The sequence below is a fragment of the Rhizobium sp. 16-488-2b genome, from assembly GCF_017741815.1.
Lineage (GTDB): Bacteria > Pseudomonadota > Alphaproteobacteria > Rhizobiales > Rhizobiaceae > Rhizobium.
The window spans coordinates 165159-180812 of record NZ_JAGHMF010000003.1 but is presented as its reverse complement, the minus strand read 5'-3'; the positions used below and the strand labels follow the sequence as shown (position 1 = coordinate 180812).

At 62.3% G+C, this 15654-nt stretch carries 16 protein-coding genes; 5 read left to right on the top strand and 11 right to left on the bottom strand.

Annotated features, from left to right (window positions below; genetic code table 11):
• Nucleotides 1-87: 87 nt before the first annotated feature.
• Together dapE and J5286_RS02460 are read left to right on the top strand one after the other, a co-directional pair.
• Complete coding sequence (gene dapE / locus J5286_RS02465) at nucleotides 88-1281, top strand: succinyl-diaminopimelate desuccinylase (protein WP_209188980.1); 1194 nt, start codon at nucleotides 88-90, stop codon at nucleotides 1279-1281.
• On the top strand, nucleotides 1268-1864 hold the full coding sequence (locus tag J5286_RS02460; protein ID WP_112940998.1) for a hypothetical protein: 597 nt from the start codon (nucleotides 1268-1270) through the stop codon (nucleotides 1862-1864). The genes dapE and J5286_RS02460 overlap by 14 nt, the downstream gene beginning before the upstream one ends.
• Here J5286_RS02460 and J5286_RS02455 read toward each other — a convergent pair.
• The 8 genes from J5286_RS02455 to J5286_RS02420 all read right to left on the bottom strand — a co-directional run bounded on the left by J5286_RS02455 (nucleotide 1861) and on the right by J5286_RS02420 (nucleotide 7685).
• On the bottom strand, nucleotides 1861-2340 hold the full coding sequence (locus J5286_RS02455) for a DUF2442 domain-containing protein (RefSeq protein ID WP_209188978.1): 480 nt from the start codon (nucleotides 2338-2340) through the stop codon (nucleotides 1861-1863). The two genes, J5286_RS02460 and J5286_RS02455, sit on opposite strands and share 4 nt — an antisense overlap.
• A gap of 327 nt (nucleotides 2341-2667) precedes the next feature.
• The gene (arsC, locus tag J5286_RS02450) at nucleotides 2668-3069 is read right to left on the bottom strand and encodes an arsenate reductase (glutaredoxin) (RefSeq protein WP_209188976.1); all 402 of its coding nucleotides are present in this window, start codon (nucleotides 3067-3069) and stop codon (nucleotides 2668-2670) included.
• Entirely contained in the window at nucleotides 3047-3853 is an 807-nt protein-coding gene (gene truA / locus J5286_RS02445; protein ID WP_209188974.1) for a tRNA pseudouridine(38-40) synthase TruA, read from the bottom strand. Before truA ends, arsC begins: the two co-directional genes overlap by 23 nt.
• Nucleotides 3853-4788, bottom strand: coding sequence for a methionyl-tRNA formyltransferase (gene fmt / locus J5286_RS02440; protein WP_209188972.1), 936 nt, complete (start codon nucleotides 4786-4788; stop codon nucleotides 3853-3855). Before fmt ends, truA begins: the two co-directional genes overlap by 1 nt.
• Nucleotides 4789-4828: 40 nt before the next feature.
• Nucleotides 4829-5248 carry a type II toxin-antitoxin system VapC family toxin gene (locus J5286_RS02435; RefSeq protein ID WP_209188970.1) on the bottom strand — a complete coding sequence of 140 codons (420 nt, stop codon included), beginning with the start codon at nucleotides 5246-5248 and terminating at the stop codon, nucleotides 4829-4831.
• Nucleotides 5245-5505, bottom strand: coding sequence for a FitA-like ribbon-helix-helix domain-containing protein (locus J5286_RS02430; RefSeq protein WP_209188968.1), 261 nt, complete (start codon nucleotides 5503-5505; stop codon nucleotides 5245-5247). Before J5286_RS02430 ends, J5286_RS02435 begins: the two co-directional genes overlap by 4 nt.
• 65 nt (nucleotides 5506-5570) lie before the next feature.
• Nucleotides 5571-6089 (bottom strand): peptide deformylase, encoded by a 519-nt coding sequence (gene def / locus J5286_RS02425; RefSeq protein WP_026282951.1) that lies wholly within the window; start codon nucleotides 6087-6089, stop codon nucleotides 5571-5573.
• Nucleotides 6090-6185: 96 nt separating this feature from the next.
• Nucleotides 6186-7685 (bottom strand): globin-coupled sensor protein, encoded by a 1500-nt coding sequence (locus J5286_RS02420; RefSeq protein WP_209188966.1) that lies wholly within the window; start codon nucleotides 7683-7685, stop codon nucleotides 6186-6188.
• A gap of 196 nt (nucleotides 7686-7881) precedes the next feature.
• Here J5286_RS02420 and J5286_RS02415 point away from each other — a divergent pair, with 196 nt between their 5' ends.
• From J5286_RS02415 to J5286_RS02405, 3 genes are all read left to right on the top strand, one after another.
• The gene (locus J5286_RS02415) at nucleotides 7882-9105 is read left to right on the top strand and encodes a DNA recombination protein RmuC (RefSeq protein WP_209188964.1); all 1224 of its coding nucleotides are present in this window, start codon (nucleotides 7882-7884) and stop codon (nucleotides 9103-9105) included.
• Nucleotides 9106-9155: 50 nt separating this feature from the next.
• Entirely contained in the window at nucleotides 9156-10055 is a 900-nt protein-coding gene (locus J5286_RS02410) for a ribokinase (RefSeq protein ID WP_209188962.1), read from the top strand.
• Nucleotides 10056-10280: 225 nt separating this feature from the next.
• Nucleotides 10281-12644: a methyl-accepting chemotaxis protein gene (locus J5286_RS02405; RefSeq protein ID WP_209188960.1), complete on the top strand. Its 2364-nt coding sequence runs from the start codon at nucleotides 10281-10283 to the stop codon at nucleotides 12642-12644.
• A 75-nt stretch (nucleotides 12645-12719) separates the two neighbouring features.
• Here the strand turns inward: J5286_RS02405 and ptsN are convergent, their stop codons facing one another.
• The 3 genes from ptsN to rpoN all read right to left on the bottom strand — a co-directional run bounded on the left by ptsN (nucleotide 12720) and on the right by rpoN (nucleotide 15644).
• Nucleotides 12720-13184 (bottom strand): PTS IIA-like nitrogen regulatory protein PtsN, encoded by a 465-nt coding sequence (gene ptsN / locus J5286_RS02400; protein ID WP_018898220.1) that lies wholly within the window; start codon nucleotides 13182-13184, stop codon nucleotides 12720-12722.
• Between the two features lie 62 nt (nucleotides 13185-13246).
• Entirely contained in the window at nucleotides 13247-13822 is a 576-nt protein-coding gene (gene hpf / locus J5286_RS02395) for a ribosome hibernation-promoting factor, HPF/YfiA family (protein WP_026282950.1), read from the bottom strand.
• Nucleotides 13823-14078: 256 nt separating this feature from the next.
• Nucleotides 14079-15644, bottom strand: coding sequence for an RNA polymerase factor sigma-54 (gene rpoN / locus J5286_RS02390; RefSeq protein ID WP_209188958.1), 1566 nt, complete (start codon nucleotides 15642-15644; stop codon nucleotides 14079-14081).
• Between the last annotated feature and the right edge of the window lie 10 nt (nucleotides 15645-15654).

Here is a 15654-nt window from a genome sequence, read left to right as displayed (position 1 = left end):
AGGCTGCCGTAAGCGAACGGCGCATTTCGTCTGATACAACTCTCCCTTGCCTTTTCTTTGCCATTACCGCCGGATAGTTCCACTGTCATGACCGCTACCGATCCCGTCGCCAATCTCCAGACCCTGATCCGCTGCCCATCCGTTACGCCCGCCGAGGGCGGCGCGCTTTCGGCGCTGGAGGCGATGCTGTCGCCGCTCGGCTTCAAGGTGGACAAGGTGAAGGCGACGGAGCCCGGCACGCCCGATATCGAAAACCTCTACGCCCGGCTCGGCAATGACGGCCCGCACCTGATGTTTGCAGGCCATACCGATGTCGTGCCTGTCGGCGACGAAGGCGCGTGGACGCATCCGCCCTTTGCCGCGGAGATCGCCGGCGGCGAATTGTTCGGTCGCGGTGCTGTCGACATGAAGGGCGGCGTCGCCTGCTTCGTGGCCGCCATCGCCCGCCATATCGAAAAGCATGGGCTACCTAAGGGCTCGGTCTCGTTCCTGATCACCGGCGACGAGGAAGGCCCCGCTGTCAACGGCACGATCAAGCTGCTGCAGTGGGCCGCCGAGCGCGGCGAACGCTGGGACGCCTGCCTTGTCGGCGAGCCGACCAACCCGAACACGCTGGGCGAGATGATCAAGATCGGCCGCCGCGGCTCGCTGTCTGGCAAGATCACCGCTCATGGTGTGCAGGGCCATGCCGCCTATCCGCATCTGGCCGACAACGCCGTGCGCGGGATCCTGCAGCTGACGCAGGCGCTGATGCATCCGCCCTTCGATGCCGGCACCGAGAACTTCCAGCCGTCCAATCTCGAAGTGACGACCGTCGACGTCGGCAACCCGGCGACCAATGTCGTGCCGGCCAAGGCGACGGCGAGCTTCAACATTCGCTTCAACGACACCTGGACGGCCGAGACGCTGCAGCAGGAAATCATCCGCCGCCTCGACGCCGCCGCCAGCGAAGGCGTGCTCAGACCCGGCCGGGAGCCGTTCAAATACGATATCGTCTGGGCCGAGCGCCCGAGCCACGTCTTCCTCACGCGCAACAACGCGCTGATCGCCTCGCTGTCCTCGGCCATCGAAAGCGTGACCGGCCAGTCGCCAACGCTGTCGACCACGGGCGGCACGTCGGATGCGCGCTTCATCAAGGATTACTGCCCCGTCGTCGAGTTCGGCCTCGTCGGGCAGACCATGCACATGGTCGACGAACGCGTCGCGGTTGAAGACCTCGAGCGGCTGACGGTCGTCTATGAAACCTTTATCGCGCGCTGGTTCGAGAATGCCGGGGTTTAGGGAAGTCCAGTATTATCTCGCCGGCCTCTGGTTGCTGATCCGAATGGATCCGGCGGGCTTCCGGTTTCTCGACATGTCCGATCGTGGCGTCAACCGCTCCTTCTGGGCCTTCGTCTGGTGCCTGCCGCCAATGGGGATTTCCTGGCTCTGGTGGCGCGAATCCTTCCTGCGCACCATGCCACCGCACACCGATGTCGGCCTGGTCTTCTATTTCAGGCTGGGGCTGGTCGAGGCGGCGAACTGGTTCGTGCCGCTGGTGCTGGCAGGGCTGCTCTTGCTTGCCATGAAGAAGGGCGAGCGCTTCTCGGCCGTCGTCGTCAGCGTCAACTGGCTGGGCGTGCCGCTATCCTATATCAACGGTCTGCTGCTGGCGCTGGTGTTCTTCCTGCCCGGCACGATCGGCATCGTCTCGCTGCTGCTGCTTGCCTTCATGCTGGCCCAGGTCTTCGCCATCGCGCGTATCTTGCGAATGATCTTCAACGGCAACGGCCTCTTGATCGGCGCCATGACGCTGGTGCTGTTCGTGCCGGCGCTGATGCTGTCGGAATTCATGCAGAGGTTTCTGGGGATTTATCCGGTCTAGACTGCGTGCTTGAGCCGATGCTCGAGCATGTAGCGTGTGGCGAAAGCGATGTGGCGTGGGATCGGCTTATCCTTGCGGTAGTCCGCGACCAGCCGTCTCGAAATCTGCAACGCCGCCGCCATGCCATCCAGGCTGTTGCCGAGTTCATCCATCGCGTCTCTAAAGTCCGCATTCGAAAACTCGATCGGTGGAAGGCTGGCCAGCCAGACGGCGGAAAACTCCAGATCCTCGCCCGGCCATTCGATCCCATCGCCATCCTCGTTGACGGACACGCGGCTGAAGAGCGCATCGTCGGCGCGCAGCGGAATGTAGATGCGTCGGCTCTGCAAGGCGGGAGCGAGATCGAGAACGACCGTTTCTCCCGACGCCCAGTCTATCCTGACACTGCGCGCATCGAGCGCTTCGACCGCCGCGATCCTCGGAAGCGGTTCACCGACGGTGATGATGTCATCGCGCATTGAGACCTTGCCACTCATGTTCCAGACGCTCCCTGTTTTCAGACGCCCATCGCATGACGATCTCGTGCACCACTTCGACCGCTGGCAAAGCTTCTCGGGGCACAGGCCCCTCGCCCCCTCATTCCTGTGCTTGTCACAGGAATCCAGCCACGGCGCGTCTGCGTCGTGAAAAGACTCTTTGCGCCCAATGACTTGGGCTTACTGGATTCCTGTGACAAGCACAGGAATGAGGAAGTTCGTGGGTACCGGTGGTGACAAAATCAGAGCTCAGCGTCAGTAAACCGGGAGCTTTGCCAGCGATATGACTAGTGCAACAGGCGCACTATTTCAAGCTAACCGCGTAGTCTAGCTGATGCCGACGACCTCGCCATCTTCCTTGGTGAAGACGGCGATCGGGTTCTCCAGTATCTCCAGAACGACTTCCGACGGGCGGCAGAGGCGGGTGCCTTTGGTGGTCTGGACGATCGGGCGGTTGATGAGGATCGGGTGGGCGAGCATGGCGTCGATCAGGTGTTCGTCGCTGAGATCAGGGGCGGCGAGGCCGAGGTCGTGGTAGGGCGTGCCCTTCTCTCGCAGCACCGCCCGGACGGGGATGCCCATTTCGGCGATCAGCGCTACCAGTGTCTCGCGGCTTGGCGGGGTCTTCAGATATTCGATGACGACGGGTTCCTCGCCCGACTGGCGGATCATGGCCAGCACGTTGCGCGAGGTGCCGCAGGCGGGGTTATGATAGATCGTCGTCGGCATCGGTAGTTTCCGTTTCCTGTCTGCGGTCGACGATAACGTCGGGATAATCGACCTGCATGAAATAAAGACCGTCGGGCGGGGCGACGGGGCCGCAGGCCTTGCGATCCCTCGCCTCCAGCGCCGCGCGGACATCATCCGGCGTCCAGCGCCCCTCACCCGCGAGCTTCAGCGTGCCGGCGAAGGAGCGGATTTGGTTGTGCAAGAAGCTCTGCGCGGTGGCGCGAATTTCGATGAGATCGCCTGATCGCGTCACATCCAGACGATCGAGCGTGCGGATGGGGCTGTTCGCCTGGCAATGAGCCGAGCGGAAGGTGGTGAAGTCGTGCTTGCCGACCAGCGTCTGGGCGGCGGCGTGCATGACCTCGTGATCGAGCGTCTTTGCCACGAACCAGGCCTTGCCTGCCTCCAGCGCCAGCGGCGCGCGGCGGCTGATGATGCGGTAGAGATAATGCCGGCGCAGCGCCGAGAAGCGTGCATCGAAGAACTCGCTGGCACTCTCGACATCGAGGATGGCGACGCGTTCGCCTGAAAGCCTCAGATGCGCATTCAGCGCGTTTTGCAGCTTGAAAGGCGACCACTCCCTGGAGAGATCGGCATGGACGACCTGACCCATGGCATGCACGCCGGAATCGGTGCGGCCGGCGCCGCGGATGGAGACGACATCGCCGCTGGCCGACAGGATGGCTTTCTCGATCGCGCCCTGCACCGACGGGCCATTCTCCTGCCGCTGCCAGCCGACATATTGCGAGCCGTCATATTCGACGATCATGCGGTAGCGGAACATCAGGCGAGCCTCTTGCCCTTGGCAAGCGGCGTGCCGCGCAGGAAATCGGCGGCGGCCAACGGCTTGCCGCCGGCCTTCTGCAGCTTGGTCAATCTCACGGCGCCGGTGCCGCAGGCAACGACGAGATCATCGCTCAACAACTCACCGGCTGCGCCGGATCCCTCGGCACGCTCGGAGCCCAGAACCTTAACGCGTTCGGGCTTGCCGCCGTGCTCAAGCTCGAACCAGGCGCCGGGGAACGGGGCGAGACCGCGAATGTGGTTATGAACGTCGGTGGCATTGCGCGAGAAATCGATGCGCGTCTCGGCCTTGTCGATCTTCGATGCGTAGAGCACGCCGTCCTCGGGTTGCGGCGTCAGCGGCAGGTCGCCCATCTCGAGCTTGACCATGGCCTCGGCCATCGCCTTGGCGCCCGTGAGCATCAAACGATCGTTCAACTCGCCAGCCGTCATGTTTTCGCCGATCGCGACTTCGCTGGTGATGGCGACGGCGCCGGTGTCCAGGCCCTTGTCCATCTTCATCACCATCATGCCGGTCTTTTCGTCGCCGGCCATGATCGCGCGCTGGATCGGGGCTGCGCCGCGCCAGCGTGGCAGCAGCGAGGCGTGGCCGTTGTAGCAGCCATATCGCGTGCCGTTGAGGATCGCTTCAGGCAGCAGCAGGCCATAGGCGACGACGACAGCGACATCGGCCTTGTGGGCCGCGAAGCGCTCGCGCTCTTCCGGATCCTTGAAATTGACGGGTGTGAAGACGGGCAGGCCCAAAATCTCGGCGGCCTGATGCACCGGCGACTTCTGAAGGTCCAGTCCGCGACGCCCACCGGGCCGCGGCGGCTGCGTGTAGACCGCAAGGATCGTGTGGCCGGCATCGACAAGCGCGCGCAGCGTCGGAACGGAAAAGTCGGGCGTACCCATGAAGATGATGCGAAGAGACATTCTATGCCGCCAATTTCTGGCTCGGAGCCAATCTTGAAGATCAGCCGCCTTCAAACGGGTTTACGAGCTTGAGATCAAGCCCTTCGAAGTCTTTTGTGTTGCGTGTGGCAAGCGTGGCGCCGTGGATGAGGCAGATTGAGGCGATCATGGCGTCCTTGGTCTCCATGGAACGGCCAATGTTTCGGCGAGCGGCGGCCAATGCGCCGTAGCGGCGTGCCGCCTCGACGGAAAAGCCAAGAACACGGCCAGTAAAATCAGCCTCGATCCGGGCGAAATCCGCGAGCAGCAAGGCCTTGCGGCGACCTTCGTCGAGCAGATGCAGGCCGTAATACATCTCGCCAATGGAAATGGTCGTCAGGAACAGGGACTCGATCTCGAATCCGTTGAGCCAGGTCAGGATGCGTTCGCTGTTCAGCCGGCCCTGGATCTCGGAGATCACGTTGGTGTCGAGAACGATCATGGCTCAAAGCGCGGCGGATCGCGATCGGCATCAAGACGGAGCTCGGAAAAGGTCTCGACCTCATCCGCCGTCAGCCGTTCATCTCCCAACAACCCGCGCAGCCGATTTCCGGCAGGCACAAGGGATTGCTCCCGCAGGATCTGGCCCCGCATCATTTCGATCGCTTCCTGCGAAAGACTGCGGCCATTGCGGATCGCACGTTCCTGCAGATGCGCCTTCAAGTCGTCATCAAGGCCACGGATCAAAAGATCACCCATTTGGCACCTCCACTGCGATATCACTGATATCATAGCGCTTCGGTGCCGGAATATCAACGCGGGGCTCAGAGCGCCTTGGTGGTCTTGGCGGCCTTGGTGAACTTCTTGATGACCATCTCGCGCTTCAGGCGGGAGATGTGGTCGATGAAGAGGACGCCGTTCAGGTGGTCGATCTCGTGCTGCAGGCAGGTGGCGAGCAGGCTGTCTGCTTCCATCGTCTGCTCCTTGCCGTCGCGGTCGAGATACTTCACGCCGACGGTCGCCGGGCGTTCGACCTCGGCATAGTAATCCGGGATCGAGAGGCAGCCCTCTTCATAGACCGAGCGCTCGTCGGAGGACGAGACGATTTCGGGATTGATGAAGACGAGCGGCTGCTTTTCCTCGCCTTCGCGCGCAACGTCGATGACGAGCATGCGGCGGGCAACGCCGATCTGGATGGCGGCCAGCCCGATGCCTGGAGCATCGTACATAGTCTCCAGCATGTCGTCGGCGAGACGCTGGAGATCGCTGTCGACGCGCTCGATCGGCTTGGAAACCTGACGGAGCAGCGGATCGGGAAGAATGATGAGTGGCTTGATGGTCATGGCGTTCCCATAACCCATCTTTTTGCGGGATGGAATTATCCGATGGCCGGAGGCGGCGCTTTTTTACGCCGCCTTCGCAATTTCGACGCTTTTGCCTCAGGCGGCGCGGCGCGAGGCCTGATAGCCGGAGTGGCTGGCGCTGCCGGTGCGGAACCGTTCGAGCAGGCCGACCAGGCCTTCCACCTCGTTGCGCAGACGCCTGGTTTCAGACGAGGTGCGCTCCACCATGCCCGAATTCTGCTGGGTGATGGTGTCCATGTTGCGGATGGCGACGCTGACTTCGTTGACGCCGGTCGCCTGATCGCGGGCGGCAGACGCGATATCGGCCACGAAGCTGTTGATCTTGTCGATACGATCGATCATGTCGCTGAGCGATTCACCGGTGCTGCTGACGATGTCGACGCCCTGGTTGACCTGCGCGGAGCTCTCGGAAATCAGCTTCTTGATCTCCTTGGCGGCATCGGCCGAGCGCTGTGCCAGCTGGCGGACTTCCTGGGCGACGACGGCGAAACCCTTTCCGGCTTCGCCGGCGCGGGCTGCTTCAACGCCGGCGTTCAGCGCGAGAAGGTTGGTCTGGAAGGCGATATCGTCGATGACGCCGATGATCTTGGTGATCTCGCTCGACGATCTTTCGATGCCGGCCATGGCGGAGACGGCGCTGGTGACCAGCTCGCCGGAATTCTTGGCCTTCTGCTGCGTTTCGCGCACGGCTGCCGACGCCTTTTCGGCGTTGGATGCCGTCTGGCCGACGCTGACGGAGAGCTGCTGAAGGGCGGCTGAGCTTTCCTCGACGCCGGCTGCCTGCTGGGCGGTGCGTAGCGCCAGATCGTCGGAGCCCTTGGCGATCACGTCGGTGCCGCGCAGGATTTCGCCGGATGTGGCGCGAACGGATGTAAAGGAGGCGCGAAGGGCGGCCACTGCGCGATTGTAGTCGTCGCCCATGTCCTTGAAGTTGCCCGGCAGGTCAGCCGGCAAGGTGGCTTCGAGATCGCCGCGCGACAGCGCTTCCAGACCGCGACGGAGATGGCTCAGCGCCATTGCCTGATCGGCTTCCGCCTTTTGGCGTTCCTCTTCAAGCTTCAGCCGCTTTTCTTCCAGCGCTTCCAGATAGACCGAGATCGAATAATCCATGTCCAGCATCGCGGCCTTGACGACGGCGGTGAGCTTTTCGCCGAGCAGTTTGCCCTGGCCGCGGCCGAAGCGCGACGGCCATTCCTTGGCCATCAGCCCTTTGATCAGATCGCTCATCAGAAGCGCGTAGCCGCCAATATACCAGCGTGGCTCAAGGCCGATGCGCGCATGCGTCTTGCCGACCGCGACGACACCCTTGACGTAGGCCTCGTCGAAGTTGCCGCCGGCAAGATTGGCCCAATGCGCTTCCTGCCGGGTCTTGGCACTATTCATGTGCGATTTGTCGGAGAAGAAGCTCGCGACGGCTGGCGTGCGCGCCAGCTTCCCGTAGAATCGTTCGAGCGCGCCACTCAGCAGTTCCGAAATCGCCGGACGCATCTGGCGGAGCGACTGGCGTGCGCTGTCGTCCAACTCAATGAAGTCGAGGCGTTGCTTAAGACCGTTTTCAGGCTGCTGGCTGCTCATAATATATTTCTGCTTTTGCATTTGATGAAGGGCAATTTCTGCGCAGCTTTTGCCGAATATAGTTTCGCAAGCGTTAAATTATGCGGTTATTTCTTAGCTAGTGCTCGAATGTAGGGCTCGCGTATCGCCGGCGAGAGCATTTACGATGTTCACGCTTTGATCTGGAAATACAGCGCGACTTTGCTATGGTGCTGGGATGACCACTAGCACCGACTCGTTTTCCGCCACCCTTTCCGGTCTCAGCCCCATGTCGCTCGCCCTTGCCGGCGCAGCGCTGGCCATCGTGATCGTCTTGATGCTTGCCTTGCTCGTTCGTGGCGGCCAGGCGCGGCGCGAGCAGGCGGAAGAGGCGCTGGAGCGTGCCGCCGAGGCGGATGCGCGGATGGTGGAGCTGTTGCGGATCCAATCGGAAATGCAGGGCCGAATGGCTGCGATGGCCGAGGTGTTCGGCTCGCGCCAGTCGGAACTCAACCAGGCGATCAGCCAGCGGCTGGACGGCATGTCGCAGCGCGTCAACTCGACTATCACGGAGCAGACCAAGTCCACGCATGAGAACCTGAGGAAGCTGCAGGAGCGGCTGGCGGTGATCGATGCGGCGCAGAACAATATCCAGACGCTCGCCAAGGACGTCGTCGGGCTGCAGGCGATCCTGTCCAACAAGCAGACGCGCGGCGCCTTCGGCCAATCGCGGATGGAAACGATCGTTGCCGATGGCCTGCCGATCGGCGCCTATGGCTTCCAGCAGACGCTGAGCAACGGTTCCCGTCCGGATTGCACCATCCGCATGCCCAACGGCGCGCCGCCGCTGGTCATCGACGCGAAGTTTCCGCTGGAAGCATGGAACGCCATTCGCGACGCCGGCGGGCCGGAGCTTGCCAAGGCCGCGTCGCAGCAGTTTCGGCGCGATATGGAGATCCATATCCGCGATATCGCGGAGAAGTATCTGATCCAGGGGGAGACGCAGGATACCGCGTTTCTGTTCGTGCCGTCGGAATCGATCTTCGCGGAAATTCACGAGAATTTCGAAGCGATCGTGCAGAAGGCGCATCGCGCCCGCGTGGTCATCGTTTCACCCTCGCTGCTGATGCTGTCGATCCAGGTGATCCAGGCTGTCTTGAAGGATCAGCGGATGCAGGCGCAGGCGCATGTCATTCAGGGCGAAGTCGCCAATCTGATGGATGATCTCGGCCGCCTCGACGATCGCGTGCGCAAGCTGCAGGGGCATTTCGCCATGGCGCAGAAGGATGTCGACATGATCGTCACCTCGGCCGACAAGCTGACCAAGCGCGGCGCCAAGATCGAGGCGCTGGAATTCGAGGGCGCGGATGCAAGCCGCGTCCCGGATGAAAGTGCTCCTACATCGAAATCCGTGGAGAGCAGAACAGGACTTCTCAAGCTGAGGGTAGTTGACGACGAGTGACGCCTTCGGCAGTGTCGCGCCCGACAAAAGCATTGGGAAGGATACCTCGCATGATCACCGTTTTCGGCTCCATCAACATGGACCTCATCGCCACGACGCAACGGCTTCCGAAGCCGGGCGAGACGGTGGCCGGCAACGGCTTTTCGACGGCCGCCGGTGGCAAGGGCGCCAACCAGGCGCTGGCCGCGCGTCGCGCCGGGCGCAGCGTGACCATGGCAGGTGCTGTCGGTCATGATGGCTTTTCGGACGAGGCGCTTGCGCTCCTCAAGGACGCCGGCACGGATCTCCAGTCCGTCAAGCGCGCGGACGAACCGACGGGAACCGCGATCATTCTCGTAGGCGGAGACGGCGAGAACATGATCGCCGTCGTGCCGGGCGCCAACGGCACGGTCACCGCGCAGGATGCGGATCAGGCCGTCGGCGCGATGAGCAAGGGCGACACGCTGATGCTGCAGCTGGAAATCCCGGTGCCGGCAGTCGAGCAGGCTCTGGCTGCCGCGCGCGCCAAGGGCGTGACCACCATTCTCAATCTCGCGCCGCTGATTGCGGATGCCGCGCGCCTCGGGCGCCTTGCCGATATCGTCATCGCCAACGAAACCGAGTTCGAGCTCCTGGCCGGGCAGGAAAACATGAGCGCGGAAGACCGCGAAGCCGCGCTGAAGCGCCTCAACGCCGAGACGGGGCAGACGCTGATCGTGACGCTTGGCGGCGATGGCGTGGTGGCGATCCGCGACGGCGTGATATCGCGGGCGAAGGGGTTGAAGATCGAGCCGGTGGATACGGTCGGCGCGGGCGATACTTTCTGCGGTTACTTCGCAGCCAGCCTCGATGAAGGGATCGATTTCGAGCCGGCGCTGCGTCGCGCGGCCGTTGCCGGTTCGCTCGCATGCCTCACGGCCGGCGCCCAGCCGTCCATTCCTTCGCGCGACGACGTCGCAAACAAACTATAGGCATGATCAGCCGGCGACATCGACGGCGCGTTTATTCGCGATGGGTCAAAATATCATCGCATTTCACTCAAATTTAATAGGTTTCCGGCGATCTTCCGCGTGATCGCTGGCTCCTTTCTTCAAAGGATACGGCACTCGCCACGGCGGCTCCATGATGAAGCCCGCCCTCGCTTCTTGTGCCGGCGGATGCTTCGCCTGGCCCATCCTTGATCCCCCGAGGAATGCATGTTCATCTTTCGCATGAAATCGCTTGCGGCCAAACTCATTGTGATTACCGGCAGCGCGATCGCGCTGGTTCTCCTGATCTCCAATTTCTTCCTCATCGGTGAGACCCGTGATCGCGTGGAAACGCTGACCATGGATCAGGCCAATCTTGAGGCGAAATCAATCGCCAACGAAGTCGCGTCCTCGGTCGGCGAACTCGCGGGTGCGGCGCGCTCCATGGCCGGCGTCATCGGCCGCGGCCACGAAGGCAAGTATCTGGATCGCAAGGCGATCGTCGATATGCTGAAGGCCAATGTCGAGCGCAACCAGTTCGCCTTCGGCAGCTGGTTCGGCGAAGAACCCAACGCATTCGACGGCCAGTCGCCGTCGCTTGCCGGCCGCACGGATCTCGGCTCGGACAAGAACGGCGCGTTCAACGCCTATTGGACCAAGAAGAAGGATGGCGGCTTTACCTTCTCGGTGTTCGCATCGGACTACAAGGCCGAATGGTACAGCCTTGCCGCCGCCAGCAAGAAGGGCGCAATCTCCTCGCCCTACGCGGAAAGCACCACCGGCGAAAACACCGCGATGACCTCCATCGGCTACCCTGTGATGTCCGGCGGCAAGATGATCGGCGTCAGCGGCGTCGACATTTCGCTGAAGTCGCTCGCCGACAAGCTCGGCGGCCTGCATCCCTTCGGCACCGGCCGCGTGACCCTGCTTTCGCAGGGCGGCAACTGGATCGTCGCGCCGTCCAAGGATCTGGCGATGAAGCCCTACGAGGGCGAAGGTGTCGACGCGGTCAAGACCGGCCTCTCGACGCTTGCGCCCGCCGTCGTCAAGAACCTCTCGATCGATGGCGGCGAGCAGTTCGATCGCGTGGTCTATCCCTTTGCGCTCCCTGACGTGAACACCAACTGGGTCATCCTCGTCGACGTGCCGCACAGCGCGATCAACGCGCCGGTGCAGGACCAGACCTTCATGATGATCGTGGCCGGCATCGTCGTTCTGGCAGCCGTCATGCTGGCACTCTATTTCGCTGTCCGCTCCTTCGTGCAGAAGCCGCTCGGCGGTCTCGTTGCCAGCGTCAAGATGCTGAGCGAAGGCCGCTACGAGCAGCCGGTCATCGGCCAGGATCGTTCGGACGAAACGGGTTCCGTCGCCAAGGCGCTCGAAGGCTTCCGCCATGCGCTGGCCGACAGCCGTCGTCTCGAAGCCGAAGCCAAGAGCCAGCGCCAGGAAGCGGAAGACGAGCGCGGTCGTTCGGAAAGCGAACGTCAGCAGTCGGTTTCGCTGCAGCGGCACATCGTGTCCATCGTCGGCGCCGGTCTGTCGGAGCTGTCACAGGGCAATCTCAGCCACCGCATCACCGATGAATTCCCGGGCGAATACGGCAAGCTGAAGCAGGACTTCAACGCGGCTCTGGCTGCCCTTGAAGAGACCATCACGACGATGAACCTCAGCGTCGTCAACATCGGTTCCGGCACCAGCGAGATCAGCGGCAGCGCGTCCGATCTCGCCAAGCGCACGGAACAGCAGGCGGCAAGCCTGGAAGAAACCGCAGCGGCCCTCAACGAGCTGACCGCGCAGGTCAACTCCAGCGCCGACAATGCGCGCACGGCCGCCGACAACGTCAACCACGCCTGCGAGGATGCCGAGAAGTCCGGTGATGTCGTGCGCAAGGCGATCGCCTCCATGCACGGGATCGAGCAGTCCTCCACAGAGGTTTCGCGTATCATCGGCGTCATCGACGAGATCGCGTTCCAGACCAACCTGCTTGCGCTCAACGCCGGTGTCGAAGCCGCGCGTGCCGGTGAAGCCGGCAAGGGCTTCGCGGTGGTTGCCCAGGAAGTGCGTGAACTGGCCCAGCGTTCGGCGAATGCCGCCAAGGAGATCAAGACGCTCATCAACACCTCGGCCGTCCAGGTCAAGGAAGGCGTCGATCTCGTCGGCCGCGCCGGCGATACGCTGCACAACATCTCCGAGCAGGTCATGCGCATCAATGGCCTGATCCGGGAAATCTCGGCATCGGCCAGCGAGCAGGCGATCGGCCTCAAGGAAGTCAGCCAGGCCATGAACCAGATGGACCAGGTGACGCAGCAGAATGCCGCCATGGTCGAGGAGACGACCGCGGCCAGCGTCACGCTGAACGAAGAGGCACAGACGCTGCAGCACCTCGTCGCCCGCTTCCGCGTCAGCAACGCCAACCATGGCGCATCGCTGCGCTCCACCGCACAGCAGATGCGGGCACCGGCAGCGGCACCGAGCTATCGCCCGTCATCGCAGCCGAGCTATCGCCAGGCAGCCGCCCCTGCCCCGCGCCGCGCCGTTGCGCAGTCGCATGGATCGGCGGCCGTCGCGCAGGATAGCTGGGAAGAATTCTGAGCCGATCGGCTGAGCCAAAACAAAAAAGAGGCGCCGGAGCGATCCGGCGCCTCTTTTCATTCGAACTGGAGATGATCAGGCCGCGTTGGAGGTCTGCTCTTCATTAAGGAAGGCATAGATCGCCGAGGCGCTGTCGGTGGCGCGCAGCTTGGCCACGAGATCGTGGTCGCGCAGGACGCGGGCGATGCGCGACAGCGCCTTCAGGTGATCGGCGCCGGCGCCCTCTGGCGCCAAAAGCAGGAAGACGAGATCGACCGGCTGATCGTCCAGCGCTTCGAAATCGACCGGCTGGTCGAGGCGCGCGAAGATGCCGACGATGGAATTGACGCTTGCCAGCTTGCCGTGCGGAATGGCGATGCCATTGCCGACGCCGGTGGAACCAAGCCGCTCGCGCTGCAGGACAACGTCAAAAATCTCGCGCTCGGACAGCCCGGTGACTTTCGACGCCTTGGCCGACAATTCCTGCAGGAGCTGTTTCTTGGAGTTGACCCTGAGAGCGGGAATGATCGCATTCTGCTGCAGCAAATCTGCCAAAGCCATTTCTTTTTCCTTTTGTGCCAAGCCGGGGGAGCGGCAGATGCCTGCCGCTCCGCTCCGTTTTCTCAGCTTTTGATGTTGGCTGCGTCTATCCAGCCAATGTTGCCGTCGTGCCGACGGTAAACGATGTTCAACTGTTCGTTACCCGGGCTGCGGAAGAGCAGCAGGGGTTCGTCCGTCATGTCGAGCGCCATCACGGCGGTCGCGACGGACATGGTCTTCATCTGCTTGGTGCTTTCGGCAACGATCGCTGGTGCGAAATCATCGGCGATCTCGTCGTCATGATCCGGCATGCCATCCATGACGGTGTAGGCGACTTCTGCAAAACCATTCAGATGATTTCCGGCATGGTGATCCTTGAGCTTGCGCTTGTAACGGCGAAGTCGCTTCTCGATACGCTCGGAAGCGGCGTCGAATGCCAACTGCGGATCCATTGCCTCGCCGGCCGCGTGCAAAATCACGCCACTGTCGAGATGAACCTTGCAATCGGCGGCGAAACGGGCGTTGGCCTTTTGTACGATCACTTGACCAGAATACCCTCCGTCGAAGTATTTCGTGACGGCCACGGCAATTTGGTCCTCTATCCGCTGACGGAACGAGTCACCAATTTCCATATGTTTACCGGATACACGCACACTCATGGAGTTTCCCTTCTTATGTGGTTTGCGAGTACCAGTTTACGCCAAGCCTGACTCTCATCCAAGCACTTCGCGCAATCTCAAGCAAGATCGGCCGAAGTTCTCGGCTGTGGGCGCCCTTAGGATTGATGGGGATAACCTCTGACACCATTCACAGCGTCAATTTGGCGCGGCTTCTAGCCAGAAGTTACCAAAAAGTCAACACACGCCCTGTTTTCTCGCGGGGGCGGGACGCGTCGGCCGCAACAGACCGAACTCCTCAGAAGCCCGCGACCTTCGCGAGCGCCCGCTTTTCCCGCCGGCGCTGGACGGAAGAAGCGATATTCATGGCTTCACGATACTTCGCGACCGTTCTGCGGGCAAGCTCCACCCCACTCCCCTTTAGGATGTCCACGATATCATCATCTGAGAGTACGGCGTCGGGGCTTTCCTGCGCAATAAGTGCGCGGATCTTGTGACGAACGGCTTCCGCCGAGTGGCTGTCGCCGCCTTCCACCGCGCTGATCGACACCGTGAAAAAGTATTTGAGCTCGAACAAGCCGCGCGGCGTCAGCATGTACTTGTTCGAGGTGACGCGGCTGACGGTGGATTCATGCATCTTGATGGCGTCGGCCACGGTCTTCAGATTGAGCGGGCGCAGGTGATCGACACCGTGGAGCAGGAAGGCATCCTGCTGGCGGACGATTTCGGTCGCCACCTTCATGATCGTCTTGGCGCGCTGATCGAGACTGCGCGTCAGCCAGTTGGCCGTCTGCAGGCACTCCGACAGGAAGGCGTGATCGTCGCCGTTCTTGGTGACCTTGGCGAAATAGGCCTGGTTCACGAGCACGCGCGGCAGCGTATCCGGGTTGAGCTCCACCAGCCAGCTGCCGTCGGCGCTCGGGCGGACCACGACGTCGGGCATGATCGCCTCCGACACCGCCGTCTCGAAGCCGCTGCCCGGCTTGGGGTTGAGCTGGCGGATCTCGCTCAGCATGTCGAGCAAATCCTCTTCGTCGACACCGCAAAGCCGCTTCAGCGTCGCGAAGTCGCGGCGGGCGAGCAATTCGAGATTGCCGACGAAAGCCTGCATGGCCGGATCGAGGCGATCCTTCTGGCGCAGCTGGATCGCCAGGCATTCCGACAGGTTTCGGGCGAAGACGCCGGGCGGATCAAGCGTCTGCAGTGCCGCCAGAACCCGCTCCACATCCGCAGCACCAGCACCCAGCCGTTCGGCCGCTTCGGCGAGATCGGCGTGGAGGTAGCCGGCCTCGTCCAGCTGGTCGGCGAGATACTGGCCGATCAGCTGGTCGGCCATATCGGGAAGGACGAAATGCATCTGCTGGGCAAGATGATCGCGCAGCGAGACCTGGCCGGCGACGAAATCGTCGAGGTCATAGCCATCGGCACCGCCCTCACCGCCACCCGGCATCGACTTCCACTGGCTGATCAGTTCGGGAGCGTCGGCGCGCTGCGGCACGCCGTCATCGGGGAAGACGTTGGCATAGTTGGCGTCGAGTTCGTCGCTCATGCGGCCAGCGCCGGCGCCATCGGCACGATCGGACCAGTCGCCGGACATTACTTCCGAGCGGCTGTCGTAATCTTCGTCGAAGCTCTGCTCTTCGGCCTGGCGGGAATGGCCATCATCGTCGTCGCCGGCGCGATCACTGCCTGTTTCGGCGTCATTTGACGGAAACTCAAGCAGCGGGTTCTTTTCGACTTCCTGGGCGATAAACTGATTGAGCTCGAAGTGCGTCATCTGAAGCAGCTGGATGGACTGCATCAGCTGTGGTGTCATCACCAGCGATTGGCTTTGGCGCAGGTATAAATTGGCCGAAAGTGCCATGATGGACGCA